At 64.8% G+C, this 21,431-nt stretch carries 18 protein-coding genes; 8 read left to right on the top strand and 10 right to left on the bottom strand.

The genetic code is table 11. From position 1 onward, the window contains the following. The first annotated feature begins 106 nt into the window (after positions 1-106). A complete protein-coding gene (locus ATE67_RS11700; protein ID WP_058816856.1) occupies positions 107-394 on the top strand; it encodes a DUF6894 family protein in 288 nt (95 codons plus the stop codon). 352 nt (positions 395-746) lie between these two features. After that, positions 747-2,600 carry an AsmA family protein gene (locus ATE67_RS11695; protein WP_197411940.1) on the top strand — a complete coding sequence of 618 codons (1,854 nt, stop codon included), beginning with the start codon at positions 747-749 and terminating at the stop codon, positions 2,598-2,600. A gap of 15 nt (positions 2,601-2,615) precedes the next feature. On the opposite strand, the gene ATE67_RS11690 is transcribed toward ATE67_RS11695, so the two are convergent. The 4 genes from ATE67_RS11690 to ATE67_RS11675 all read right to left on the bottom strand — a co-directional run bounded on the left by ATE67_RS11690 (position 2,616) and on the right by ATE67_RS11675 (position 7,137). After that, positions 2,616-3,497 carry an NAD(P)H-hydrate dehydratase gene (locus ATE67_RS11690; protein WP_058816854.1) on the bottom strand — a complete coding sequence of 294 codons (882 nt, stop codon included), beginning with the start codon at positions 3,495-3,497 and terminating at the stop codon, positions 2,616-2,618. After that, the gene (locus ATE67_RS11685; RefSeq protein ID WP_058816853.1) at positions 3,490-4,251 is read right to left on the bottom strand and encodes a histidine phosphatase family protein; all 762 of its coding nucleotides are present in this window, start codon (positions 4,249-4,251) and stop codon (positions 3,490-3,492) included. Before ATE67_RS11685 ends, ATE67_RS11690 begins: the two co-directional genes overlap by 8 nt. Positions 4,252-4,555: 304 nt before the next feature. Then, positions 4,556-5,563 carry a glycoside hydrolase family 43 protein gene (locus tag ATE67_RS11680; RefSeq protein WP_231728134.1) on the bottom strand — a complete coding sequence of 336 codons (1,008 nt, stop codon included), beginning with the start codon at positions 5,561-5,563 and terminating at the stop codon, positions 4,556-4,558. A 413-nt stretch (positions 5,564-5,976) separates the two neighbouring features. Then, on the bottom strand, positions 5,977-7,137 hold the full coding sequence (locus ATE67_RS11675) for a CaiB/BaiF CoA transferase family protein (RefSeq protein ID WP_058817078.1): 1,161 nt from the start codon (positions 7,135-7,137) through the stop codon (positions 5,977-5,979). 143 nt (positions 7,138-7,280) lie between these two features. Between ATE67_RS11675 and ATE67_RS11670 the strand changes: the two genes are divergently transcribed. From ATE67_RS11670 to ATE67_RS11655, 4 genes are all read left to right on the top strand, one after another. After that, the gene (locus tag ATE67_RS11670) at positions 7,281-8,459 is read left to right on the top strand and encodes an iron-containing alcohol dehydrogenase (protein ID WP_058816852.1); all 1,179 of its coding nucleotides are present in this window, start codon (positions 7,281-7,283) and stop codon (positions 8,457-8,459) included. Positions 8,460-8,563: 104 nt separating this feature from the next. Next, positions 8,564-10,135, top strand: a complete 1,572-nt coding sequence (locus ATE67_RS11665) for an AMP-binding protein (protein WP_231728133.1) — start codon at positions 8,564-8,566, stop codon at positions 10,133-10,135. Positions 10,136-10,207: 72 nt separating this feature from the next. Continuing rightward, positions 10,208-12,166, top strand: a complete 1,959-nt coding sequence (locus ATE67_RS11660) for a flavin-containing monooxygenase (protein WP_058816851.1) — start codon at positions 10,208-10,210, stop codon at positions 12,164-12,166. A gap of 18 nt (positions 12,167-12,184) precedes the next feature. Continuing rightward, positions 12,185-13,159: an NADPH:quinone oxidoreductase family protein gene (locus ATE67_RS11655; RefSeq protein ID WP_058816850.1), complete on the top strand. Its 975-nt coding sequence runs from the start codon at positions 12,185-12,187 to the stop codon at positions 13,157-13,159. A 4-nt stretch (positions 13,160-13,163) separates the two neighbouring features. On the opposite strand, the gene ATE67_RS11650 is transcribed toward ATE67_RS11655, so the two are convergent. The 6 genes from ATE67_RS11650 to ATE67_RS11625 form a co-directional block, all read right to left on the bottom strand. Beyond that, positions 13,164-14,396, bottom strand: coding sequence for a cytochrome P450 (locus ATE67_RS11650; RefSeq protein ID WP_058816849.1), 1,233 nt, complete (start codon positions 14,394-14,396; stop codon positions 13,164-13,166). Positions 14,397-14,415: 19 nt separating this feature from the next. Then, complete coding sequence (locus ATE67_RS11645; RefSeq protein WP_058816848.1) at positions 14,416-15,303, bottom strand: MBL fold metallo-hydrolase; 888 nt, start codon at positions 15,301-15,303, stop codon at positions 14,416-14,418. Between the two features lie 15 nt (positions 15,304-15,318). Further along, positions 15,319-17,601, bottom strand: a complete 2,283-nt coding sequence (locus ATE67_RS11640; protein ID WP_058816847.1) for a TonB-dependent receptor — start codon at positions 17,599-17,601, stop codon at positions 15,319-15,321. Positions 17,602-17,720: 119 nt separating this feature from the next. Then, entirely contained in the window at positions 17,721-18,353 is a 633-nt protein-coding gene (locus ATE67_RS11635; protein ID WP_231728132.1) for a TetR/AcrR family transcriptional regulator, read from the bottom strand. Between the two features lie 271 nt (positions 18,354-18,624). After that, positions 18,625-18,894, bottom strand: a complete 270-nt coding sequence (locus ATE67_RS11630; RefSeq protein WP_058816846.1) for an usg protein — start codon at positions 18,892-18,894, stop codon at positions 18,625-18,627. After that, positions 18,891-19,118: a hypothetical protein gene (locus ATE67_RS11625; protein ID WP_058816845.1), complete on the bottom strand. Its 228-nt coding sequence runs from the start codon at positions 19,116-19,118 to the stop codon at positions 18,891-18,893. Before ATE67_RS11625 ends, ATE67_RS11630 begins: the two co-directional genes overlap by 4 nt. Before the next feature lie 261 nt (positions 19,119-19,379). Here ATE67_RS11625 and groES point away from each other — a divergent pair, with 261 nt between their 5' ends. After that, positions 19,380-19,694: a co-chaperone GroES gene (gene groES, locus ATE67_RS11620; RefSeq protein WP_058816844.1), complete on the top strand. Its 315-nt coding sequence runs from the start codon at positions 19,380-19,382 to the stop codon at positions 19,692-19,694. Positions 19,695-19,741: 47 nt separating this feature from the next. Continuing rightward, positions 19,742-21,361, top strand: a complete 1,620-nt coding sequence (gene groL, locus ATE67_RS11615; RefSeq protein ID WP_058816843.1) for a chaperonin GroEL — start codon at positions 19,742-19,744, stop codon at positions 21,359-21,361. Positions 21,362-21,431 lie beyond the last annotated feature (70 nt).

The raw sequence follows: 21,431 nt of genomic DNA, 5'->3' as shown, positions 1-21,431 counted from the left end.
GGATTCAGCCAGATCGCAGAATTTTTCCGACATCTGTTTGCATCGAAACAAGGCTGTAGCGGGTTGAGGGACAGGGACGAGAATCGTCCGCAGGAGACCGAAACCAATGCCGCGCTATTTCTTTCACACGGTCGACGGGACGCACGACATCGACCATCTGGGCCATGAGCTGGTCGACGATGCCGCGGCACGGCGCGAAGCGGTCCGATATGCGAGCGCCCTGCTGGCCGACAATCCCGCCATGCCGTTCGAAGACGACGCCTTGCGGATCAACGTCACCGACGAAGCGGGGCATCTCAGCTGTTCGGTGATCATTCTGGCCGTTGATGCCAATTGGTCATCCGACGATGCGATCGAACGGCTCGCGCAATCGGCGCCCAAATTCTCCCAGTGAGCAGAGCCGAGAACAAGCCGGTCGCTGGAATTGACGCAACAGTTTGCGGCAGGCGGGGCGCTCCGCCGGTTGCGAAACGGCCGAGCAAGGTTGCTGCGACGAGAACATGTGCGGGTCGCGGCACATCCCCCCTCGTCGCAGCGCGAGTCGCCTAGCGCAAAGCCGGGCGTCACGAGCCAACTTAGATCAAGTCCCTGCAAGGCATCGAAAGATAGGCTTTCGTCAATGCTTTGCATCATGTCGGATTTGCCCCCTTGGCAGACAGCAAGAAAGACCGCGAATGGCGACAGCACGAGATTCAGCCGGTCGCGTTCCAAAGAAAAGGCAGATCACCCTTGCGGCCATCGCCATCGTGCTCCTTCTCGCGTTACTCGCGGCTGCCGCCTTTCCCGTCGGATTGTTGAAGAGCGTCGCCGAGCGCCGGCTCTCGGACGAGTTCGATGCGCCGGTGACGATCGGCGCCCTGTCGCGAACGAGCGCCTTTTCTTTCACCCCCGAGATCGTGGTGCGCGACCTGCGGATCGTCCAGCCGGCGTGGGCCGGCACCGGCGATTTCCTGACCGTGTCCCGGGCCAGCGCTCGCGTGTCGATCTTCGATCTGATCATCGGCGACGCCGATCCGCAGTCGATTACCGTGATGGGGCTCGACGTTGCGCTCGTCCGCGACGCCAAGGGCAACAGCAATTGGGCGGGCCGACCCGGCAAGACCTCGTCGACAAGCCGCGATGCACCGTCGCTGGAGCGGCTGCTGATCGACAAGGGCCGCTTCACGCTCCGCGATGTGAAGCGCAGGCTCGATATCCGGGGCACGATCACAGCCGATGCCGCGACCGGCCTCGCCATCGACGCCGCTGGCACCTTTGACGGAACGCCCGCCCGCCTGACGGCGCGCGGCAACGCTCTTGCGGGGCAAAAGGCGGCCCACGCCTGGCCATTCTCGGCCAGGCTGGACTCCGCTGTCCTCGACTTGAGCGCGACCGGCACAGCCGCCGGCCCCCTCAACTTCCGCGACATGAAAATGACGATAATCGCCAAGGGCACCAGCCTCAAAAAGCTCGACCATGTGATCGAGGCGGGATTGTTCGGCACGCAGGACATCGACCTTTCCGGTTCAGTGCGTCATGTCGGCGAAGACTGGTTCATCGACACCCTGCGCGGCACGATCGGCCGGTCGCGCATCGATGCCAAGGCGACCGTGCTGAAGCGCGGCGGCCGAACCAAGATCGACGCGACGATCGATGCCCCGCAATTCGACTTCGACGATCTCGCCGACGACGCGGGCCTCGCCGCCGCGCGCGCGAAGGAAGCCCGGATCGGCAAGCGGATCATTCCGGATACCCGGATCGATCTCAGCCGGATGGGGCCGACTGACGGCACCATCCGCTTTTCCATCGCCCGGCTGTTGATCCGGGGCGGCTCGGTCTTCCAGAACCTGACGGGCGAGTTGACGCTCGACCACCGTATCCTCAAGCTCGACAAGGCCGTCGCCAAGCTCGACGCTGGGCGCATGACCGGCTGGGTGAAAGTCGATTCCACGGCCGCCACGCCGATCTTCTCGACCGAGCTCAGGGTCGAGGGAGCGCGGCTCGAAACGCTGATCGGCCAGCCTGACATGATCGGCGGGGCGGTACAGGGTCTCGTTCGGATCGCGGGCCGCGGGACGACGATTCGCGAGGCCTTCAGCAACGGAAGCGGCAAGATCGCCTTCACCGCCAGCCGCGGCGCGATGAACCGCGCCGCTGCCTTCGTCCTCGGGCAGGATCTTGGCGGCGCGATCGGCCAGACACTCGGCAACGACGACGCCATGACGCCGCTCACCTGCGCGATCCTGGCGTTCGACGCCAGGAACGGCGTGCTCCGCCCCGCGCCCTTCCTGATGGCGACCGCCGTCTCGCGCGGCAGCGGCAGCGGAGTAATCAACCTCGACGGTGAAACGGTCGCGCTGACCGTGGCGGGCGCCTCGAAGAACAAGCCGGTCCTGAAACTCGTCGATCCGCTGCGGATCAGCGGCACCCTTTCGGCCCCCGCGATCACGGTCGATAACCGGCCCGCCGCGGGGAAAGGCTCAGGCAAAGGCATCATCGGGTCGATCGGCCGCTCGATCGGCAGCGCCCTCGGGCTGCGCAAGGACGATGGTCCGGCAATCAAGGCTCCGCCGCTATCTGCGGCCGGCTGCAAGGACATGACCCGCGCGGCGCTACGCTAGCGTCCGCTCGGGCGGTCAGACGCCGCGCATCAGCCCGGGAACGAGCGGCGGCAGTTCGCGCGCAAGGAAGCCGAGCGGTCCCATCGTCTCCGACAAGCGTCGCCCCGCCTCGCCATGCAACCAGATGCCCCATGCCGCGGCGTCGAGCGGCGACAGGCCCTGCGCGCCGAGCGAGGCGATCAGTCCCGCCAGGATGTCTCCCGACCCGCTGACCGCAAGCCCGAGCCCGCCGCCTGCGTAGCTCAGCGATGTGTTGCCGGCCATCAGATGGCTTGTTGAACCTTTGACCATGACCGCGCAGCCGAAGCGCTCGACGGCTTCGGCCAGATGACCGGGGGGATCGGCGGCCACCGCCTCACGCTCGACACCCAGCAACGCCGCGAGCTCCCCTTCATGCGGGGTCATGACGATATGGGCACCACGCGAGCGGATTTCCTCGGCATGATCGGCGGCGGCGCGCAACGCGAAAGCGTCAAGCAGCAGGAATTTATCCTCGGGGAGCGCAGGCAGCAGCGCCGCGAGGAGCGATCCGACGATCGCCTCGTCGATCATCGCGGGGCCAATGACGACCGCATCATGCAGTTTCAGTTCGCCCAAGAGGAGTTCGGCGCTGTCGGGCGATATCTCGCCGCCCTCGGTCTCGGGAAGCGCGATCACCGCGCAGGAGGGGAAAGCGATACCGATCGGAATGGCGGCCGAGGCGATGGTCGCGATCGTCACCTTTCCCGCGCCGGCCCGGAAAGCCGCCTCGGCGGTCAGCAACATGCCGCCCGGCACGCGCCGACACCCGCCGATTATGAGCACCCGGCCGCGTCCGTTCTTGTCGACATTGTCGTGATGATCGGGCAGCGGATTGGCTTTCAGCCACGCCGTGTCGAGCCGGGCCTCTTCACCCACGCGCGGCCACCATCGCGTCGGGGTCGCGGGTAACGGCGACGTCGCCCGTCATGGGCGCGGTGACATTATAGCGCGCCAGCACCAGGTTTCCGTCGCGGCCGATGCCGGGATCGAAACGATATTCGGTGATCGCGCAATTGGCGACGTCGCCTTCGCTGTCGATGGCCAAGATTTCCTTCTCCTCAAGATTTTCGATGATGGTGCGAAGGCACAGCACCACGACCTGGTGCGCAACAATCATCACCCGCCGCCCCCCATAGTGCAGCGATACCGTGTCGAGCAGCGAGCGGAGGCGCAGGATAACGTCGCACCAGCTCTCGCCGCCCGGCGGCCGATGGTAGAATTTGCCGAGGAGCGTCCGAAACGCCGCCTGTTCGGGGTGCGCGGCCTCGATGCCGACATGCGTCAACCCGTCGAGGATGCCGAACTCCTTTTCTCGAAGCCGCTCGTCGATGCAGATTTTCTCATCCGGCGGGCACCCGCCGGCGGCGCGGAAGATCTCGGCCGTCCGGACGGCACGCGCATAGGGCGATGCCAGCAATATCTCGGGGCGGCCATCCTCCTTGCCCGCGGCGAACCACTCGCCGAGCGCGCGCGACTGCTCTTCGCCCAGTTTTGACAGCGGGACATCGACATCGCGGCGATCGAGCGCGATGCGGAACGATCCGGCGGCATCGGCAGCGTCGCGGGCGACATTGCCGGCGCTCTGGCCATGACGGACGATCCATAAAGTGCTGGGCCAGCGCGGTGTCATGCCTGTCAAACGCAACGGCCGAAATCTTGTTGCGCGTTCATGCAAGATCGTTGGCAACGGCGCTTGGGGCCGCCGGCTTTTCGAGGGCGCAAGCATCGTGGAGGAAAGGGCAATAGTCCGGGCCGCGCAACGGCGCGGCCCGGTGGAAAGCATTCAATCCATTGCGTTTTGAAGCTCGGCGAGAATACGCCGGACGACCTTTCGCAGTTCCCGCGCCGCGAAATTTTCAGGCCAGCCGCACGAACAGGCGGCGGCTTGGCGGAGCATCGCCACAGAGTTCAGCGCCGGACGACCGTTCTGATCTTCAGGGCGGCGGGACCGACACGCCGGCGTCGGTCTGGATCACCGGCTTCATTGCCCCCTTTTCGTCATAAGACAGATATTCGACGGTCACCGACCGGCGCCCGAGCGCGCCCTTTTGATCGCCGATCGTCAGCGAGGCGTCGTGCAGGAAGATATACCACACCCCGCGAAACTCCGCGATGCCGGGGTGGATGGTGAAGCTGGATTTGCCCGGCCCGGTCAGCAACCCGCGATAGGTCCAGGGCCCGGCGAGCGACGGCGCGGTGGCGTAGGAGACATGCTCGTCGCGCTGCGTCGTCCGGTCGAGCGAGGCATAGGTCAGATAGTAGAGCTTGCCGCGCTCGTGCAGCCACGGCCCTTCCTCGAAATGGGGCGGCGTGATCTCGGTGATAGGGCCGTCGATCTCGATCATATTGGGCTTCAGCTTGGCGATATAGCATTGGCGGTTGCCCCACGCGATCCAAGTCGTGCCGTCGTCGTCGGTGAAGACGGTGGGGTCGATATCCTCCCAGCTGTGCGTGCCTTTGGGGGTCATGCCATTGGTGATCAGCGCCGATCCCTTGGCATCGACAAACGGTCCGGTCGGGCTGTCCGACACCGCGACGGCGATCGCCTTGCCCGGATGGCTGTCGTCATGCTCGACCGCGGCGTAGAACCAGTATTTGCCGTTCTTGCGGATCGCCTGCGCCGCCCAGGCGTCCTGCTTTGCCCATTTGAAATCGGCGACCTGCATGATCGGGTCGTGGGTGGTCCAATGCCGCATGTCCTTCGTCGAATAGACCAGCCATTCGCGCATGTTGAACATCTCGTCGCCCCGCGCCTGATCATGCCCGACATAGAGATACAGCGTGTCGCCGACGACGAGAGGGGCGGGATCGGCGGTGAACTTGTCGCGGATGATCGGGTTCGAACCCGGCGGCGCGGGATCGCCCGGCCGGCCGGTGGCCGAGCCCGTGAGCATCACGGCAAGGCCGAGGAGGGCCGCCAGCCGACATCCGATATTGAGCACTGCACGGCCCTTCCAGCACAAGAAAATACCGGCCCCCTACATGCGGGATGGATCGCCTCGCGGTCAATCGCCCGGGCGCGTCCGGCATCATCATTCCAGGGAAATGCGCGCCCCTTGGGTAGCCCAAGCCGTCCCGCCCGCCGTCATCGGGCGTCGTTCAAAGTTCAGGGAAGTTCAGCCCAATGGCGGTCGCAGCGGCACACTCTCCCCCGCGAGCCTGTGCGCGGCGGCAAAAGATACGCGAGTAACGACGGCGAATCAGGCTAACGCGGCGCGACTTTGTAGGACAGCGATTTTTGGGCGACGCACCTGGGCTTCGTAAGGCGTGGCCGCGATTGTGGAGCCGCCGCTTGCCTCTGCGGTCATCGGCGGTTTCCCCCGTCCAGTCTCATCCGTGCGGGGGGATAGACGCGCTATCCCAAAACCTTGTTTTCTTGCAGCAACCGTATCGCATCCGCGGTGACGTCCCAATTCGTCAAAGTCTCTGCATTGTCGGGCTTGGAAACTACAGGGTCGGGCAGCCGCGCCGGCGATCTTGCAAATCTTGGCGCGGGCGCGGGCTGCAACGCGGGACCCGAATGCGCGTGAACATGGCGCGCCAAATGGGCGGGATGGTCGGCCGCTTCGCGAAACGTCAGGACCGGGGAAACGCAAGCGTCGAGTTGGTCGAAAATTGCGGCCCACTCGCGCTGCGAGCGCAACAGAAATATCGGCTCGATCCGACGAAAACGGTCGGGCCAGACGGCCGGGTTGAGATAATCGGTGAATTGAAGCGGGTCCAGCCCCAGCCCGGCCACGAACGCATCGTGAAATTCGCGCTCCAAAGCCCCGACAGCCATGTGCCGGCCATCGGCGGTCTCGTAGCAGCGGTAGAAATAGGCACTGCCGTCCAACAGATTGTTGCTGCGCCCGCTATTCCACAAGCCCATCTGCATCCAGCCGGCCATCTGGGTCAGCAGGACCGATATGCCATCCACCATCGCCACGTCGAGAACCTGGCCCTTGCCCGAGCGGTGCCGCTCGAGCAGCGCGGCGAGCACGCCCATCGCGAGAAAGGTCCCGCCGCCCCCGAAATTTCCAACGAGATTCAGCGGCGGCGTGGGCGGCGCATTGCCCGGCCCGATCGGATATAGCGCGCCGGTGAGCGCAAGATAATTGATGTCGTGCCCGGCGCGCGATGCAAGCGGGCCGGTTTGCCCCCACCCGCTCATGCGGGCGTAGATCAGTCGCTGGTTCGCGGCGCACAGTGTTTCCGGACCCAGCCCGAGCCGCTCCATCACCCCCGGTCGATAGCCTTCGATGACGACATCGGCCTTCATCGCCAGATCGCGAACAAGATCGAGGCCATCGGGAGATTTGAGATCAATCGCGACCGACGGGCGGTTCCGGTAGAGAAAGTCATATTGCGGATCGCCGCCCAAGGGCCGCCCGGCCCCGAACCGTTCGATGCGCAGGATGTCGGCGCCGAGGTCCGCGAGCAGCATCGCGCCAAAGGGGGTCGGACCGAGCCCCGAAAATTCGAGAATGCGGATATTTGCAGCCGGCGGCGACGCACCCTCTTTCTGTTCACTCATCCGGATTTGGCTCCCCTTCATCCGCGCACTCCGGCGGAAATATTCTCATCGGTTGAAAAATATACTAGCCAGTATCTTCTTGTCCTGTCACTATCTGATTCACGAGTCCGGCACAGACCGGAGGATCAGAGGAGAGCGACACGATGGCTGAGATCACCCCGAGCGAATTGCGTTTCACCCGGACCGAGCGGGTTACGATGGGCGTTCCGACGGCGGAAGCGATCGCCGATCAGGCGGGGAAGATGGGATGCAGCAAGGTCTTCCTGCTGGCATCGACGACGCTGCGCGAACGCACCGATGAAATCGGAAAGATCGAAGCGGCCCTGGGTGGGCGACATGCGGCCACCTTCAGCGGAATTGCGCCCCATGCACCGCGCGCCGACGTTCTGAAAGCAGCTGACGCCGCGCGCGCCGCCGGAGCCGATTTGATCGTGTCCATCGGCGGCGGCTCGGCCACCGACAGCGCCAAGATCGTCGCGCTGCTGATCAAGCATGATGTGCGGAGCGTCGAGGCGTTCGAGCCGCTGCGCACCTATGTCACCGACGCGGGCGAGGTCATCAACCCGGTCACCGTCGGCCCCGACATTCCGGTCATCTGCGTGCCGACGACGCTCTCCGGCGGCGAATTCAATGCGCTTTCGGGTTCGACCGACGAAGTGACGCAGCACAAGCAGGGTTATGAGCATCGCGACATGGCGCCGGTCATGGTCGTGCTCGACCCCGCCATCACGCGCCACACGCCCGAATGGCTGTGGCTATCGACCGGCGTTCGCTCGGTCGATCATGCGGTGGAAACCCTGTCCTCCTATCAGTCGAACGATTTTGCCGACGGGCTCGCCGAAAGTGCACTGCGGCTGCTCGTCGAGGGCCTGCCGCGGGTCAAGGCCGATCCCGGCGATCTCGAAGGCCGGTTGAAATGCCAGATCGGCGCCTGGCAGTCGATGATCAGCATCATCGGCGGCGTTCCGATGGGGGCCAGCCACGCGATCGGCCATATTCTGGGGGGCACCTGCGACGTCCCGCACGGCTACACCTCCTGCGTCATGTCGCCCTATGTGCTGGCGTGGAACGCCGAATATGACGCCAGCCGGCAGGCGCGCACCCTCGCCGTGCTCGGCGGCGGCCATGCGAGCGCGTCGGCGGCGCTCGACGCGTTCATCTCGGGCCTGGGCATGCCACGCCGGCTGAGCGAGGTCGGCGTCGACGAAAGCCGCTTTCAGCAAGTCGCCGACTACACATTGCTCGATATTTGGGGCCGCACGAACCCGCGGCCGGTCACCTCCGCCGCCGATATCCTCGAAATCCTTCGCCGAGCAGCCTGACGATGCAAGCGACCACGGCAACCGACCGACCAGGCGCGCCCGAACAGGACGCGAATCGCGCGCGAGATTTTCAGGATCCGCGCATTCCCAATCGCGACGAGTGCGTGCTGCGATACCTGCTCGACCGCTGGGCGGCCGAGCGGCCCGACAAGGCGCATATCGTCTTTGCCGACGGCTCCGAATGGAGCTTCGCCGAAATCCGGGCGCGCGTCCGCGCCAAGGCCGCGGGTCTCCGCAAGCTCGGCGTCCGGCAGGGCGAACATGTGGCGGTGTGGCTGCCGAACGGGCCCGACGCGCTGGTCGCCTTCTATGCGATCAACTATCTCGGCGCGGTCTTCGTGCCGTTCAACACCGCGTACCGGGGCGGCCTGCTGGAGCATGTTCTCGCCAATTCGTCGGCGCGGACATTGCTCGTCCATCCCGACCTGATCCCGCGCCTCGCCGAGGTCGATCTGGCCGGGGTCGAGCGCCTCGTCGTCACGACGGCAAATGCGATACCGGAGGCGCCGCTTCCGTCGGTGCGCTTCGACGAGGTGACCGGCGACCCCTCCGACGACCTGCCGCTCGACCGGCCTATCGATCCGTGGGACATCCAGTCGATCATCTATACATCGGGGACCACCGGCCCGTCGAAGGGCGTGCTGTCGTCCTATCTCCACATGTTCTCCAACGCCGGGCCGGAGAGCTGGCCGATGGTCGGCGAGGACGATCGCTATATGTGCGTTGCGCCGATCTTTCATATCGGCGGCATGGGGCCGCCCTTCGTCATGCTCGCCCGCGGCGCTTCGGTTGCCCTGATCGACAATTTCTCGACCGACGAATTCTGGGCGGTGGCGAAACGCACCGGCGCGACGGTCGTGTTTCTGCTGGGCGTCATGGCCACCTTCCTGCTGAAGGCGCCGCCCTCCGCGCAAGACCGCGACCATGGCGTCAAAAAGGCGTTCATGGTGCCGCTGACGGGCGACGCGCCCGCCTTTACCGAGCGCTTCGGCATCGACATCTATACGATCTTCAACATGACCGAGATTTCGTCGCCGATCGTCTCCGAGGCCAATCCCGCCAAGATCGGCACCTGCGGCCGGGTCCGTCCGGGCGTGGAAGTCAGGCTGGTCGACGGCAATGATTGCGAGGTCGCGGTCGGCGAAATCGGCGAGATGCTTGTCCGCACCGACCGCCCCTGGGCGATGAACAGCGGCTATAACGCCAACCCCGAGGCGACCGCCGCCGCGTGGCGCAACGGCTGGTTCCACACCGGCGACGCCTTTCGCCGCGACGCGGAAGGCTATTATTATTTCGTCGACCGGGTGAAGGATGCGATCCGCCGCCGCGGCGAGAATATCTCGTCGTTCGAGGTCGAGGCCGAGGTCTGCCGCCACCCCGACGTGCGCGAAGCAGCCGCGATCGCGGTGCCGAGCGAATATTCGGAGGACGAGGTCATGGTCGTCGTCGCGCCCGTCCCGGGGCGGTCGGTCGACTGCCGCGCGCTGGCGGAATATCTGATCGAGACCATGCCCTATTTCATGGTCCCGCGCTATTTCCGCGTGCTCGACGAGTTGCCGAAGACGCCGTCGGCCAAAGTGCTCAAGACCGATCTGCGCCGCGAAGGCATCACCGGCGATACCTGGGACCGCGAAGCCGCGGGGCTGAGGGTCCGCCGCGAGAGCTTTGCGCCATGATGTGCGAAAACCCTCCGCCCGGAAAAGCCCCATGCGCTCCCCTTTCATCGCTCGTTCCAGGATATTGAAGACATGACTGATCCGATAGCCGACCGGCCGATCGCAGCGGACCAGATCGACTGGCCGCTTCTGGCGGCGGGGGTCGAACAGGGCAATATCCCGTCGCTGCTCATGCTGCTTCACCAGATGACGGGCGACGCCAAATGGCTGGAAGAGCCCTATCGCCCGCGCCGCGCCCCCGGCCTCGACGACAATGACAGCGGCCAGCTGCCCGAGGATATCCAGCGCGAAGTACGCGACCAAGCACACCAGGCGATCGAAGCCTGGCTGAAAAGCAAGCCGCTGGCGCTGCCCCGCCCCGACAATGCCCATCTTGCGACCATGCTGAGCGTCGCCATGGCCGAGCATGTGCCGACGGAATATGGCGATATTGTCGCGGCCGGGATGATGTATGCACCCGCACCGCGCGAGGCACCCCCCTCGCTCAAGACGAAATCGGCGATCGTGGTAGGCGGCGGCATTTCGGGCATTTGCGCCGGAATGGAGCTGCAGCGGCTGGGCATCGATTATGTATTGTTCGAAAAGAACGAGGATTTCGGCGGCACCTGGTTCGAAAATCGCTATCCGGGATGCGGGGTCGATACCCCGTCGCTGACCTATACCTTCTCGTGCCGCCCGAACGACTGGTCGCAATATTTCCCGCTGCGCGACGAGATCGAAGCCTATCTGCTCGACACCGCGCGCGAATATGGCTTGCCCGCCCGCGCGCAGTTCAATTCCAGGGTGGAATCGGCGCGCTGGATCGACGACGCCGGTCAATGGGAAGTGGCAGTGGCGAAACCCGACGGCACGACGACAACGCACCGCGCCGACTATCTGTTCAGCGCCGTCGGCATCCTCAACATCCCGAAATATCCGCAAATCGAGGGCCTCGACACCTTCGCCGGCGAGGTCATCCACACCAGCCGCTGGCCCGAGAACGCCGACCTGGCGGGCAAACGCATCGCGGTGGTGGGCAATGGCGCGTCGGGAATGCAGGTCGCCCCGGCGGTTGCCGACGAGGCGAGCGCGCTCACCCTCTTCGCGCGGTCGAAACAATGGGCGGCGCCCTTCCCGCAATTCCGCAAGGCGGTTCCGGACGGCGTACGATATCTGATGCAGGCCGTGCCGCTCTATCGCGCGTGGCTGGAACAGCGCCTCTCGTGGACCTTCAACGACCGCGTGCACGGCACCTTGCACCGCGACCCCGAGTGGCCACATCCCGAGCGCGCGGTGAACGCGATCAACGACGGCCATCGCCGCCATTTCACCCGCTATGTCGAGGAACAGCTGGCGGACCGCCCCGAACTGATCGACGACGTGCTGCCAGACTATCCGCCCTTCGCGAAGCGCATGCTGCTCGACAATGGCTGGTATCGGACCCTGCGCAAGCCGAATGTCCGGCTGATCCCCGAACATCTGGCGCGTGTCGAGGGCAACCGGCTGATCTCGTCATCGGGGATCGAGGTCGAGGCGGACGTCATCATTCTGGCGACCGGGTTCCAGACGACGCGCGTGCTCGGTTCCTATGAGGTGGTCGGACGCGGCGGCGCCGTCTTGCGGGATCTGTGGGGCGACGACGACGCGGCCGCCTATCTCGGCACGCTGGTTCCGGGATTTCCCAACCTGTTCATTCTGCTCGGCCCCAATGTCGGGTCGGGCCATGGCGGCAGCATGATCCGCAATATCGAGAACCAGATGCATTTTGCCGGCGAAGTCGTGCTGGCCAGCGCCGCGCGGGGCGCCGATACGGTAGAGGTGAAGGACGCCGTGTATCAGGACTATCGTCGCCGGATCGACGAGGCCCATGACAAGCTGGTGTGGACCCACCCCGGCACCGAAAACTGGTATCGCAACGCCAAGGGCCGCGTCATCGCGATCACGCCGTGGCGCAACGACGCCTTCTGGCGGATGACGCGATCGCCCAACGCCGACGATCTGGAATTTGGCACCAAGGATGGCGACCGCCCTGCCCTCGCCAAAGCCGGATAGGCGGCGGGGTCGCGGCCGATGAAGGCGTTTCGGGGCCATCGCCTCGGCGCGGTCGAGGATTTCGCGGTCGAGGACCGGCCGGTCGGCGCGCCGCAAGCGGGCGAAATTCTGCTGCGCGTCGAGGCGACAGCGCTGGGGTTCGTCGATGCGTTGGTGATGCGCGGGCTCTATCAGGTGCGGCCGCCCTTGCCCTTCGTCCCCGGTGGCGAGATCGTCGGGCGCGTCGAAGCGGTCGGCGACGGCGTGACGGGCTTTGCGCCGGGCCAGCGTGTCGCGAGTTGGCAATTCGGCGGCGGCCTTGCCGAACGGGCGATCGTCAGCGCGGCAAGCAGCGTCGCGGTGCCGGGCGCCCTCGAAGCCGCCAGCGCGTCCGCGCTGATCCTCGATTTCCTCACCGCCTATTATGGTCTGTTCGATCGCGGCGGCTATCGGCCCGGGCAGTCGCTGCTCGTTACCGGCGCATCGGGGGGCGTCGGGTCGGCGGCGGTCCAGCTGGCGCACGCCAGCGGCGGCATCGTCGTCGGTCTCGCCTCGGGCGAGGCCAAGATGCGCCATGTCGCCGCGCTCGGGGCGGATCTGGTGCTCGACTATCGCGATCCCGACTGGCGCGCGCGGTTGAAGGACCGCCATCCTGCCGGGGTAGACCGTGTGTTCGATCCCGTCGGCGGCCCGCTGTTCGAGGCCTGTTTCCGCTCGCTCGCCAAGCGCGGACGGCACCTGGTGGTCGGATTTGCATCGGGCGACGGCATCCCGAAGCTTCCCGCCAACCTGCCGCTGCTGAAGTCGGGCGAACTGGCGGGTGTCGATGCCCGCTATCTTGGCGAAAGCGATCCGGCGCGGGTGCAGACGATATTGGAGATCATCTTCGGCCTTGCCGAGCGCAAGCGGATCAGCGCGGTGATCGACCGGACATTCGCGCTCGCCGATGCACCAGCGGCGTTCGAAAGCCTGGCGTCGGCAACGCGCATCGGCAAGGTCGTCGTCACGCCCTGACGCATCACCAGCGCGCCGGAAGCGCGCTCATGCCGCGGAACAGGAACCCCTCGCGCCACGCCGGCGCCTCGGTATCGACGTGGAGCCCCGGCAGCCGCGTTGCCAGCCGCTCGAATGCGATCCGCCCTTCGAGCCGGGCCAGCTCCGCGCCCACACAGAAATGAATCCCGCCGCCGAAGCTCAGGTGCCGGGCCGCATTCTCGCGTCCGATGTCGAAGCGGTCGGGATTGTCGAACACCCGCGGATCGCGGTTTCCTGCGCCGATCAGTGTCAGGACCTTCTCGCCCTTCGCCACTGGCTGCCCGCGAACCTCGGTCGGTCGCAGCGCGGTGCGATAGGTGGCGACGAGCGAGCTTTCGTACCGCAGCACCTCGTCGACCGTGCCAGCGGCGAACCCCTGCGGATCGCCCACCAGCCGCCGCCATTGATCGGGATGGCGGCTGAAGCTCAGCACCCCGTTGCCGATCATATGCGCCGTCGTCTCGAACCCGGCGCCGAACAGGCCGATCGCCACCGTCACCAGTTCGTCGTGCGACAGCGCATCTTCCGCCCCACCCGCCTGGACAAGCGCAGTCGCGAGATCGTCTCGCGGTGCCGCCTTCCGCTCATCGAACAGCGTTTCGAAAAACTGCTGCAACACCGCAATCTGGCTGTTCGCGGTCGCCATTTCTTCCGGGGTCAGCGCGCGCGCTTCGAAGACGATGAAACTTTGCGCGATGGCGTTGATGACGGCGGTCAGGCGCTCGTCTTCGGGATCGATGCCCAGCATGTCGCACATGACCCGCACCGGAAGTTCGTAGGCGAAACGCGCGATCAGATCGCCACGACCATCCGCCAAGAAGCCGTCGATCAGCCGATCCGTGATCTCCCGGATGCGCGGCTCCATCGCCCGAACCCGCTTCGCCGTCAGCGCGCTCGTCACCAGTCCGCGCACCCGCGTGTGATGCGGCGGGTCCTGCATCAGGAACACCTCGGACAACCATTTATAGCCGCGCTGCCCCAGCACATCGAACTCGGGACCGTAGAACAGCCGGATATTCTCGACGAAATCGCCCTGCCCGAAATCTTCGCGGTTCATCAGCACCGACCGCACATCCTCGTGACGGCTGACGACCCAATAGCCGAGATCGGAGCGGTGGATCGGGTCATGTTCGCGCAGGCGCGCAAAGGCGATGTAAGGATCGGCTTTCAGCGCAGCGTCGTCGGGAGAAAAAGAAGGTACGAGGACGTCGGTCACGGGGGTCGTCTCCCTGAAGCTAGCTGAAGCGCGGCACGAATGCTCCATCGTCGCCGCGTTCGACGAACACCGAATGCGGCGCCCCGAAATGCGCCGGCACGATGCGCGCGCCCTTGGCAGCGGCCCGTTCGAGGATGCGCCGCCGCGTTGCCGCGGCGGCTTCGCGGTCCTCGCAGTAAACGCTGTTCCAGTCGGGGCGGATCACCTGCATGGGGTGATGCAAGATGTCGCCGGTGAACAGCGCCACATCGCCTTCGCTCTCGACCTCCAGCACCATATGCCCCGGCGTGTGGCCCGGAAAGGTCCAGGCGCGCATACCCGGCGCAATGGTGGCGCCGTCGTCGATCAGTTCGGCAAGGCCCGCGTCGAGGACCGGCTGCACGCTGTCCTCGAACACATTGGCGTTGACCCCGGCGCCGGCGAGCGTCGCATAGCGCGTCTTCGCCGGGTTCCAAGCCTCCTCGTCGGCGCGCGGGAAATAATAGCGCGCATTGGGAAAGGTCGGCTGCCATGCCCCCTCGCGCCATTCGGTGTTCCACCCGACATGGTCGATATGCAGATGGGTGCAGAATATCTTGTCGATGTCGCCTGGTTCGAAACCTGCCGCCTTCAGCCCTTCCAGAAACGGCGTGTTCAGCTGGCCGAAGATCGGGATGCCGGGGCGATCCTTGTCGTTGCCCGCCCCGGTATCGACGATGATCCGCTCGGTTGCCGTGTCGATCAGCCAGCTTTGGAGATAGCCATAGATCAGGCCGTCGCGGAAAAACGCGGGCTCGAAACCTGCCGCCTCGCGCTCGAACGCAGCCGCCTCAAATTCGGCAAAAAGGGCGGCGGGCGGGCTGAAGCCGCCCTGCCACTCTTCTAGCCGATAGACCCGGTGGCTGCCGATAGCGAAGGCTGCGTCCATGTCGCGACCCCCCGCTCAGAAATCGATGCCGAGGGTGACGCCATAGGTCCGCGGCGGCCGCAGCGATCCGACCGACACGAAGCTGTACAGCGGCGCGGCGATAATCGTGTTCGCGAGCGCATATTTGTCGGTGAGATTCTTGCCCCACAGCGCCACCGACCAGCGTTCGTCGGGCGAGCGATAGGTGATACTGGCGTTGACCAGCGCAAAAGCCTCCTGCCGCGCGTCATTGTTGTTGAACTCGGTAAAGAAGACTTCGTCCTGCAGATTGACGTCGGCCGACAGGTCGAGGAATCCCGATCCGCCGAGATCGAAGCGCTGATCGACAAACGCCGCGACGGTATATTTGGGCGCGTTCGAAAGGCGGTTGCCCGACAGATCGACCAGCGCCGGGTCGGTCGCGCACGCCGGATATTGCGGCCGGCTCGGATTGCCCGCGGCATAATAGCCGTTGCAGAAATCCTTGTATTTGGCGTTGAGGTAGGTGCCGTAGACGCGGATCGTTGTGTTGTCGCCCGGCCGGAACGTCGCCTCCAGCTCGACGCCATAGTTGCGCGCCGACGCGGCGTTGATCGTCTCGACGATGCTGTTCGCATTGACGAAGCCGACCTGCAGATTGGTATAGTCGTAATAGAAGACCGCGCCCGCCAGGCCGAATTTGCGGTCGGCGGTTTCGCCGCGGAAACCGGCCTCATAGCTCCACACATATTCGGGATCGATGACCGAGTTGACGCTGCCGATGTTGACGACGCCCGATTTGAAGCCGCGCGTCACCTTGCCATAGAAAAGGGTGCCGCCCGGCGTGCGATACTCGATCGCGAATTTGGGCGTGATCGCGTCCCAGCTGCCGCTCTTGTCGGTCGGAATGTCGAGCCCCTGCGCCTCGAAGGTAAAGCGCCCGACGCCGCTGCGCTTTTCCCAATTGTACCGCGCGCCCGCCGTGATCGTGAGGTCGGGCAGGATTTCATAGGCCGCCTCGAGATAGGCGCCCGCGGCCTTCGTCTTCACCGTGCCGCGTTGCAGGTAATTGCCATTATCGAACAGGTTGGCGGGCAGGTTGGTGCCGAGCAGCAGGTTAAAGAAGGCTGCGAGGTTCACCGTCGGCACGCGGACTTCGCCGAACAGCTTTTCGTCGAAATAGGTCGCGCCGCCAAGCAGCGACAGGCTGCCGACCTTATAGGTGAAGTTGACTTCCTGGCTGAACGACTTGCTGTCCTCGGTATAGTTGTTCTGGCCGAAGGCGTTGATGTCGCTGACGTCGAGGTCGTCGCGGTTGAAGCGCTTGAACTTGCGATAGGCGGTCGTCGAGACCAGCGAAAAATCGCCCGAGTCCCAGGTCACGATACCCTGGACGCTCGACCCGTTGCGCTTGTTTATCGCATCCTCGTCGGAATAGATGTTGCGCAGATCGGGCTTTTCGCCGCGCGCTGCATAATAATCGTAGATCGTCTTGCCGCCGAGCAGTGACGATGCCAGCCCGGCCTCGGGCACCACGGTCGGCCCGAAATAGTGGAAGGCGTAATTGTTATCGTCTTCCTTGAAGTGATCGGCAACGACCAGCAGTTCGAGGTCGGGCGAGATATTCGCCTGCAGCGACCCGCGAATGGCATAGGCATCGCGGTCGTCGACCGGGTTGCCGGTGAACAAATTGGTGCCGTAGCCGTCGCGCTTTTCATATTTGCCCGCGACGCGGAACATCAGGCTTTCGCCGGCGATCGGCCCGCCGAGCGCCGCTTCGAGCGTGCGCGCATCATAATTGCCATAGGTTGCGCGGCCAAAGCCCTCGAACTCCGCAGTCGGGCGCGCCGTCACGATATTGATGACGCCGCCGGTCGCGCCGCGGCCATAGGTCGTACCCTGAGGCCCGCGCAGCACTTCGATCTGCTGCACGTCATAAAAACCGCTGAGCTGCGCTGCCGGGCGGCTAATGATCGCGCCGTTCTGAAGAAAGGCGACCGCGCCGTCGGCGCCAAGGTCGATGCTGGTGAGGCCAATACCGCGGATGAAGGTGCGATTGACGCCGAACTGGTCGCCGACGGACACGTTCGGCACCGCGGCGGCAAGATCGCCGGCGTCCTCGATGCCGCCCGCCCCGACATCGTCCGCGCCCAGCACGGAAATCGCCGCGCCGGTATCTTCGAGCGATTTGCCGGACTTCGTCGCCGTCACGATGATGGTGTTGTCGTCGGCGCCCCCTGCCGCTTCGTCCGCGTCCGCAGCTTGCGCGTAAACCGGCGACGCCACAGCGAGCGAAGCCATGGCGGTCGCGGACAGCAAATGCTTGAACTTCAAAGTCATGGTCTCTCTCCCTTTTATACCGGGCTTATAATTTTCTACCCGTCAGTAACTTGATTCCTTATGAGGCCATTCGGGTGGCCTCAGCCCCTACGCTCCCGGTGTTTTGCGAATCTTTCCTGCTATTCGGCGCCGGCAAGCCGCAGCGCGGCCTGGACGAGATATTCGATCACTTCCTCTGCCGACCGCTGGCCGCTGGCCGAATACCAGGTCGGAATCCAGCTGATGAGGCCGCCGATCCACACAGCGATGAAGGGATCGATGTCCTCGCGAAACTCGCCGCTGGCGACGCCTTCGCGGATCATCTCGCCGATCTGATGGTCGAAACTATGGCGGAGGCGCAGGATGCGTTTATAGTCGTCGGCGCTCAGATGCTTCATTTCGCGCTGATAGACGACGACATATTCCTGCCTGTCGATCACGATCCGCCCGACCTTGCGCACCACCTCGGCAAGCCGCGCGCGGTGGCTGCCATGATCGTGCGCCAGCACGTCTTCCAGCACCGCCAGCGCCTCGCTGATCCCGACTTCGCAGATCGCGGCGAGAATCGCCTCCTTGTTCCGGAAATAGGAATAGAGGAAGGGCTTGGTGACGCTGAGCTCGCTCGCGACATTGTCGAGGGTACAGCTGCTATAGCCGCGCTCGTAAAAAAGGTGGCTCGCCGCCTCGACGATACGGTTGACCTTGAAGGCAACGAACTCGGACTTGAGCGAAGCGCCAGGGGCGCGCGGACTGATCAGGGAATCGCTGGACACGGCCACTGTCATAGCATCGACCCAAGGCAGCCGGATAGTGACACTAAACTCTCCCTCCGCGGCGTCATTCTGTCGATGACGACCCGTCGGCACAACTATGCCGCAAAACATATCTACCTGCTAGTAGTTTTTACATGATGCGGGTAACTTTGCTGGCGCGGCGGAAAAAATGGCCACTATCGAGCGCGCGTCGCCTCGCCGTCCGAGCCGCGCACCGGCGGCCAGGCTGCCTTCAAGAGCTTTCCATTTCTTCTTCCGTCCAGGTCAGGCCCTAGTCCAGCGACCGCAGAATATCGGCCGCGCGCCATTCGGCGGGGCCGATCAACGCGTGATGCGCGATCCGCACCGAATGAAGCGCGGCTTCGATCTGGCGTCGCCACATCGCCAGAAAATCGAACACCACCGGAAAGTCCGGCGGCAGATCATAATCCTGCCAGACGAAGAGCTGAAGCAGCGAGGGGTGATCGGGCCGGTAGTAATGGATCTCGGCGGTCGTCAGCCCATAGCCGTCCAGCTGCGCGATCAGCGCCCGGTCGGTCATGGCGCGCGCGCTTCGCCGCCGTCGAGCGACCGGAGCGCCGCAAGCACATCGTCGACAGGCACGGCGCGCCGCACGCCCGGCGGCTTGCGAAGTGCGGGCCGGTTGCGGACCGCCGCGCGGTCCGATGCCCAGGATGCGAGAAGGGCGCGCTTGACCTCGGGCTCCAGGCTCGGGTGACGCGCCACGTCGAAGGGGTGCAGAAAACGGGAAAATGGCTCGGACATGATCGTGCCTCCTTCCTTGTCGCCATTCCTTTCTCGTCGTGCGGCAACACACCGCAAGACGGATTTTGGGAGCAAAGCGAGTCGAGTCAAGAGGGTTCCAGGCCGTTGATAAACGGCATTTGTTTCTCCGCAGGGCAGCCTTCAAAAAATTTTGCTCGATCCTCTTGAAGCGAAAAAATTCGCTTCCTAGCTCTTCGACGCCGCGCGTCCCGGACAGGCGCGCGGTCTGTATCATATCGTTATGCAACATGGAGGTTATGCATGCATTTCCGTCCCTTGCACGACCGTGTGGTCGTCCGCCGCATCGAAGCCGAGGAAAAGACCTCGGGCGGCATCATTATCCCCGACACCGCCAAGGAAAAGCCGCAGGAGGGCGAAGTCGTCGCCGTCGGTCCGGGCGCCCGCGCCGAGGACGGCACCGTCACCGCGCTCGACGTCCAGGCCGGCGACCGCATCCTGTTCGGCAAATGGTCGGGCACCGAGGTCCGGATCGACGGCGAGGAGTTGCTCATCATGAAGGAGAGCGACATCCTCGGCGTCATCGAACAGGCCGAGGCGCTCAAACAGGCGGCCTGACGCCGCATCCATCCAGCAACTGAAAGGACATAAAGAAGGAGGTAAAAATGGCTGCCAAGGAAGTGAAATTTGCGTCGGACGCGCGTGATCGCATGCTGCGCGGCGTGGATACGCTTGCGAATGCAGTGAAGGTCACGCTGGGCCCCAAGGGCCGCAACGTCGTGATCGACAAGAGCTTCGGCGCCCCGCGCATCACCAAGGATGGCGTCACCGTCGCCAAGGAAATCGAGCTGGCCGACAAGTTCGAGAATATGGGCGCGCAGATGCTGCGCGAGGTCGCGAGCAAGCAGAACGACAAGGCCGGCGACGGCACCACCACCGCGACCGTGCTCGCGCAGGCGATCGTCCGCGAAGGCGCGAAGGCCGTCGCCGCGGGGATGAACCCGATGGACGTCAAGCGCGGCATCGACCTTGCCGTCACCACCGTCGTCGAGGACCTCAAGGCGCACGCCAAGTCGGTCGAGGCGAACAGCGAGATCGCGCAGGTCGCGACAATCTCGGCCAACGGCGACGAAGAGGTGGGCCGCATCCTCGCCGAGGCGATGGAAAAGGTCGGCAACGAAGGCGTGATCACCGTCGAGGAAGCCAAGAGCCTCGCGACCGAGCTCGAGACGGTCGAGGGCATGCAGTTCGACCGCGGCTACCTCAGCCCCTATTTCATCACCAACGCCGAGAAGCTCAAGGTCGAGCTCGACGATCCGTACATTCTCATCCATGAGAAGAAGCTGTCGAACCTGCAGGCGATGCTGCCCCTGCTCGAAGGCGTCGTGCAGTCGGGCCGGCCGCTGCTGATCATCGCCGAGGATGTCGAGGGCGAAGCGCTGGCGACGCTGGTCGTCAACCGTCTGCGCGGCGGGCTCAAGGTCGCGGCGGTGAAGGCGCCGGGCTTCGGCGACCGCCGCAAGGCGATGCTCGAGGATATCGCGGTGCTCACCGGCGGCAATGTCGTCAGCGAGGAATTGGGCATCAAGCTCGAGAGCGTCACGATCAACATGCTCGGCCGCGCCAAGAAGGTCGTCATCGACAAGGATAATACGACGATCGTCGACGGCGTCGGTTCGAAATCCGACATCGACGCCCGCGTCGCGCAAATCCGCCAGCAGATCGAGACGACCACCAGCGACTATGACCGCGAAAAGCTGCAGGAGCGGCTCGCCAAGCTTGCGGGCGGCGTCGCGGTGATCCGCGTCGGCGGCGCGACCGAGGTCGAGGTCAAGGAGAAGAAGGACCGCGTCGACGACGCGCTCCACGCGACCCGCGCGGCGGTCGAGGAAGGCATTCTTCCCGGCGGCGGCATCGCGCTGCTCCGCTCGCTCAAAGCGCTCGAGGGCCTGAAGGCCGCGAACGACGATCAGCATTCGGGTATCGACATCGTCCGCCGCGCGCTCCGCGCCCCGGCGCGCCAGATCGCCGACAATGCCGGCGAGGACGGCGCGTGGATCGTCGGCAAGCTGCTCGAAAGCGAGGAGTATAGCTGGGGCTTCAACGCCGCGACCGGCGAATATCAGGACCTCGTGAAAGCCGGCGTGATCGACCCTGCAAAGGTCGTGCGCACCGCGCTGCAGGACGCGGCGTCGGTCGCCTCGCTGCTGATCACGACCGAGGCGCTCGTCGCCGAGCTGCCAAAGGAAGAAAAGGCCGCAGCCGTACCGGCGATGGACTTCTGACAATCGGAGGGCGGCGGGATACCGCCGCCCTCACCCGTCATCGCCGACCGGAAGAGAATGGGAAGGCGGG

The organism is Sphingopyxis sp. H050, from assembly GCF_001468265.1.
Taxonomy (GTDB): Bacteria; Pseudomonadota; Alphaproteobacteria; order Sphingomonadales; family Sphingomonadaceae; genus Sphingopyxis.
The sequence above is the reverse complement of the archived record's forward strand: the minus strand, read 5'-3'. Positions and strand labels throughout refer to the sequence as shown.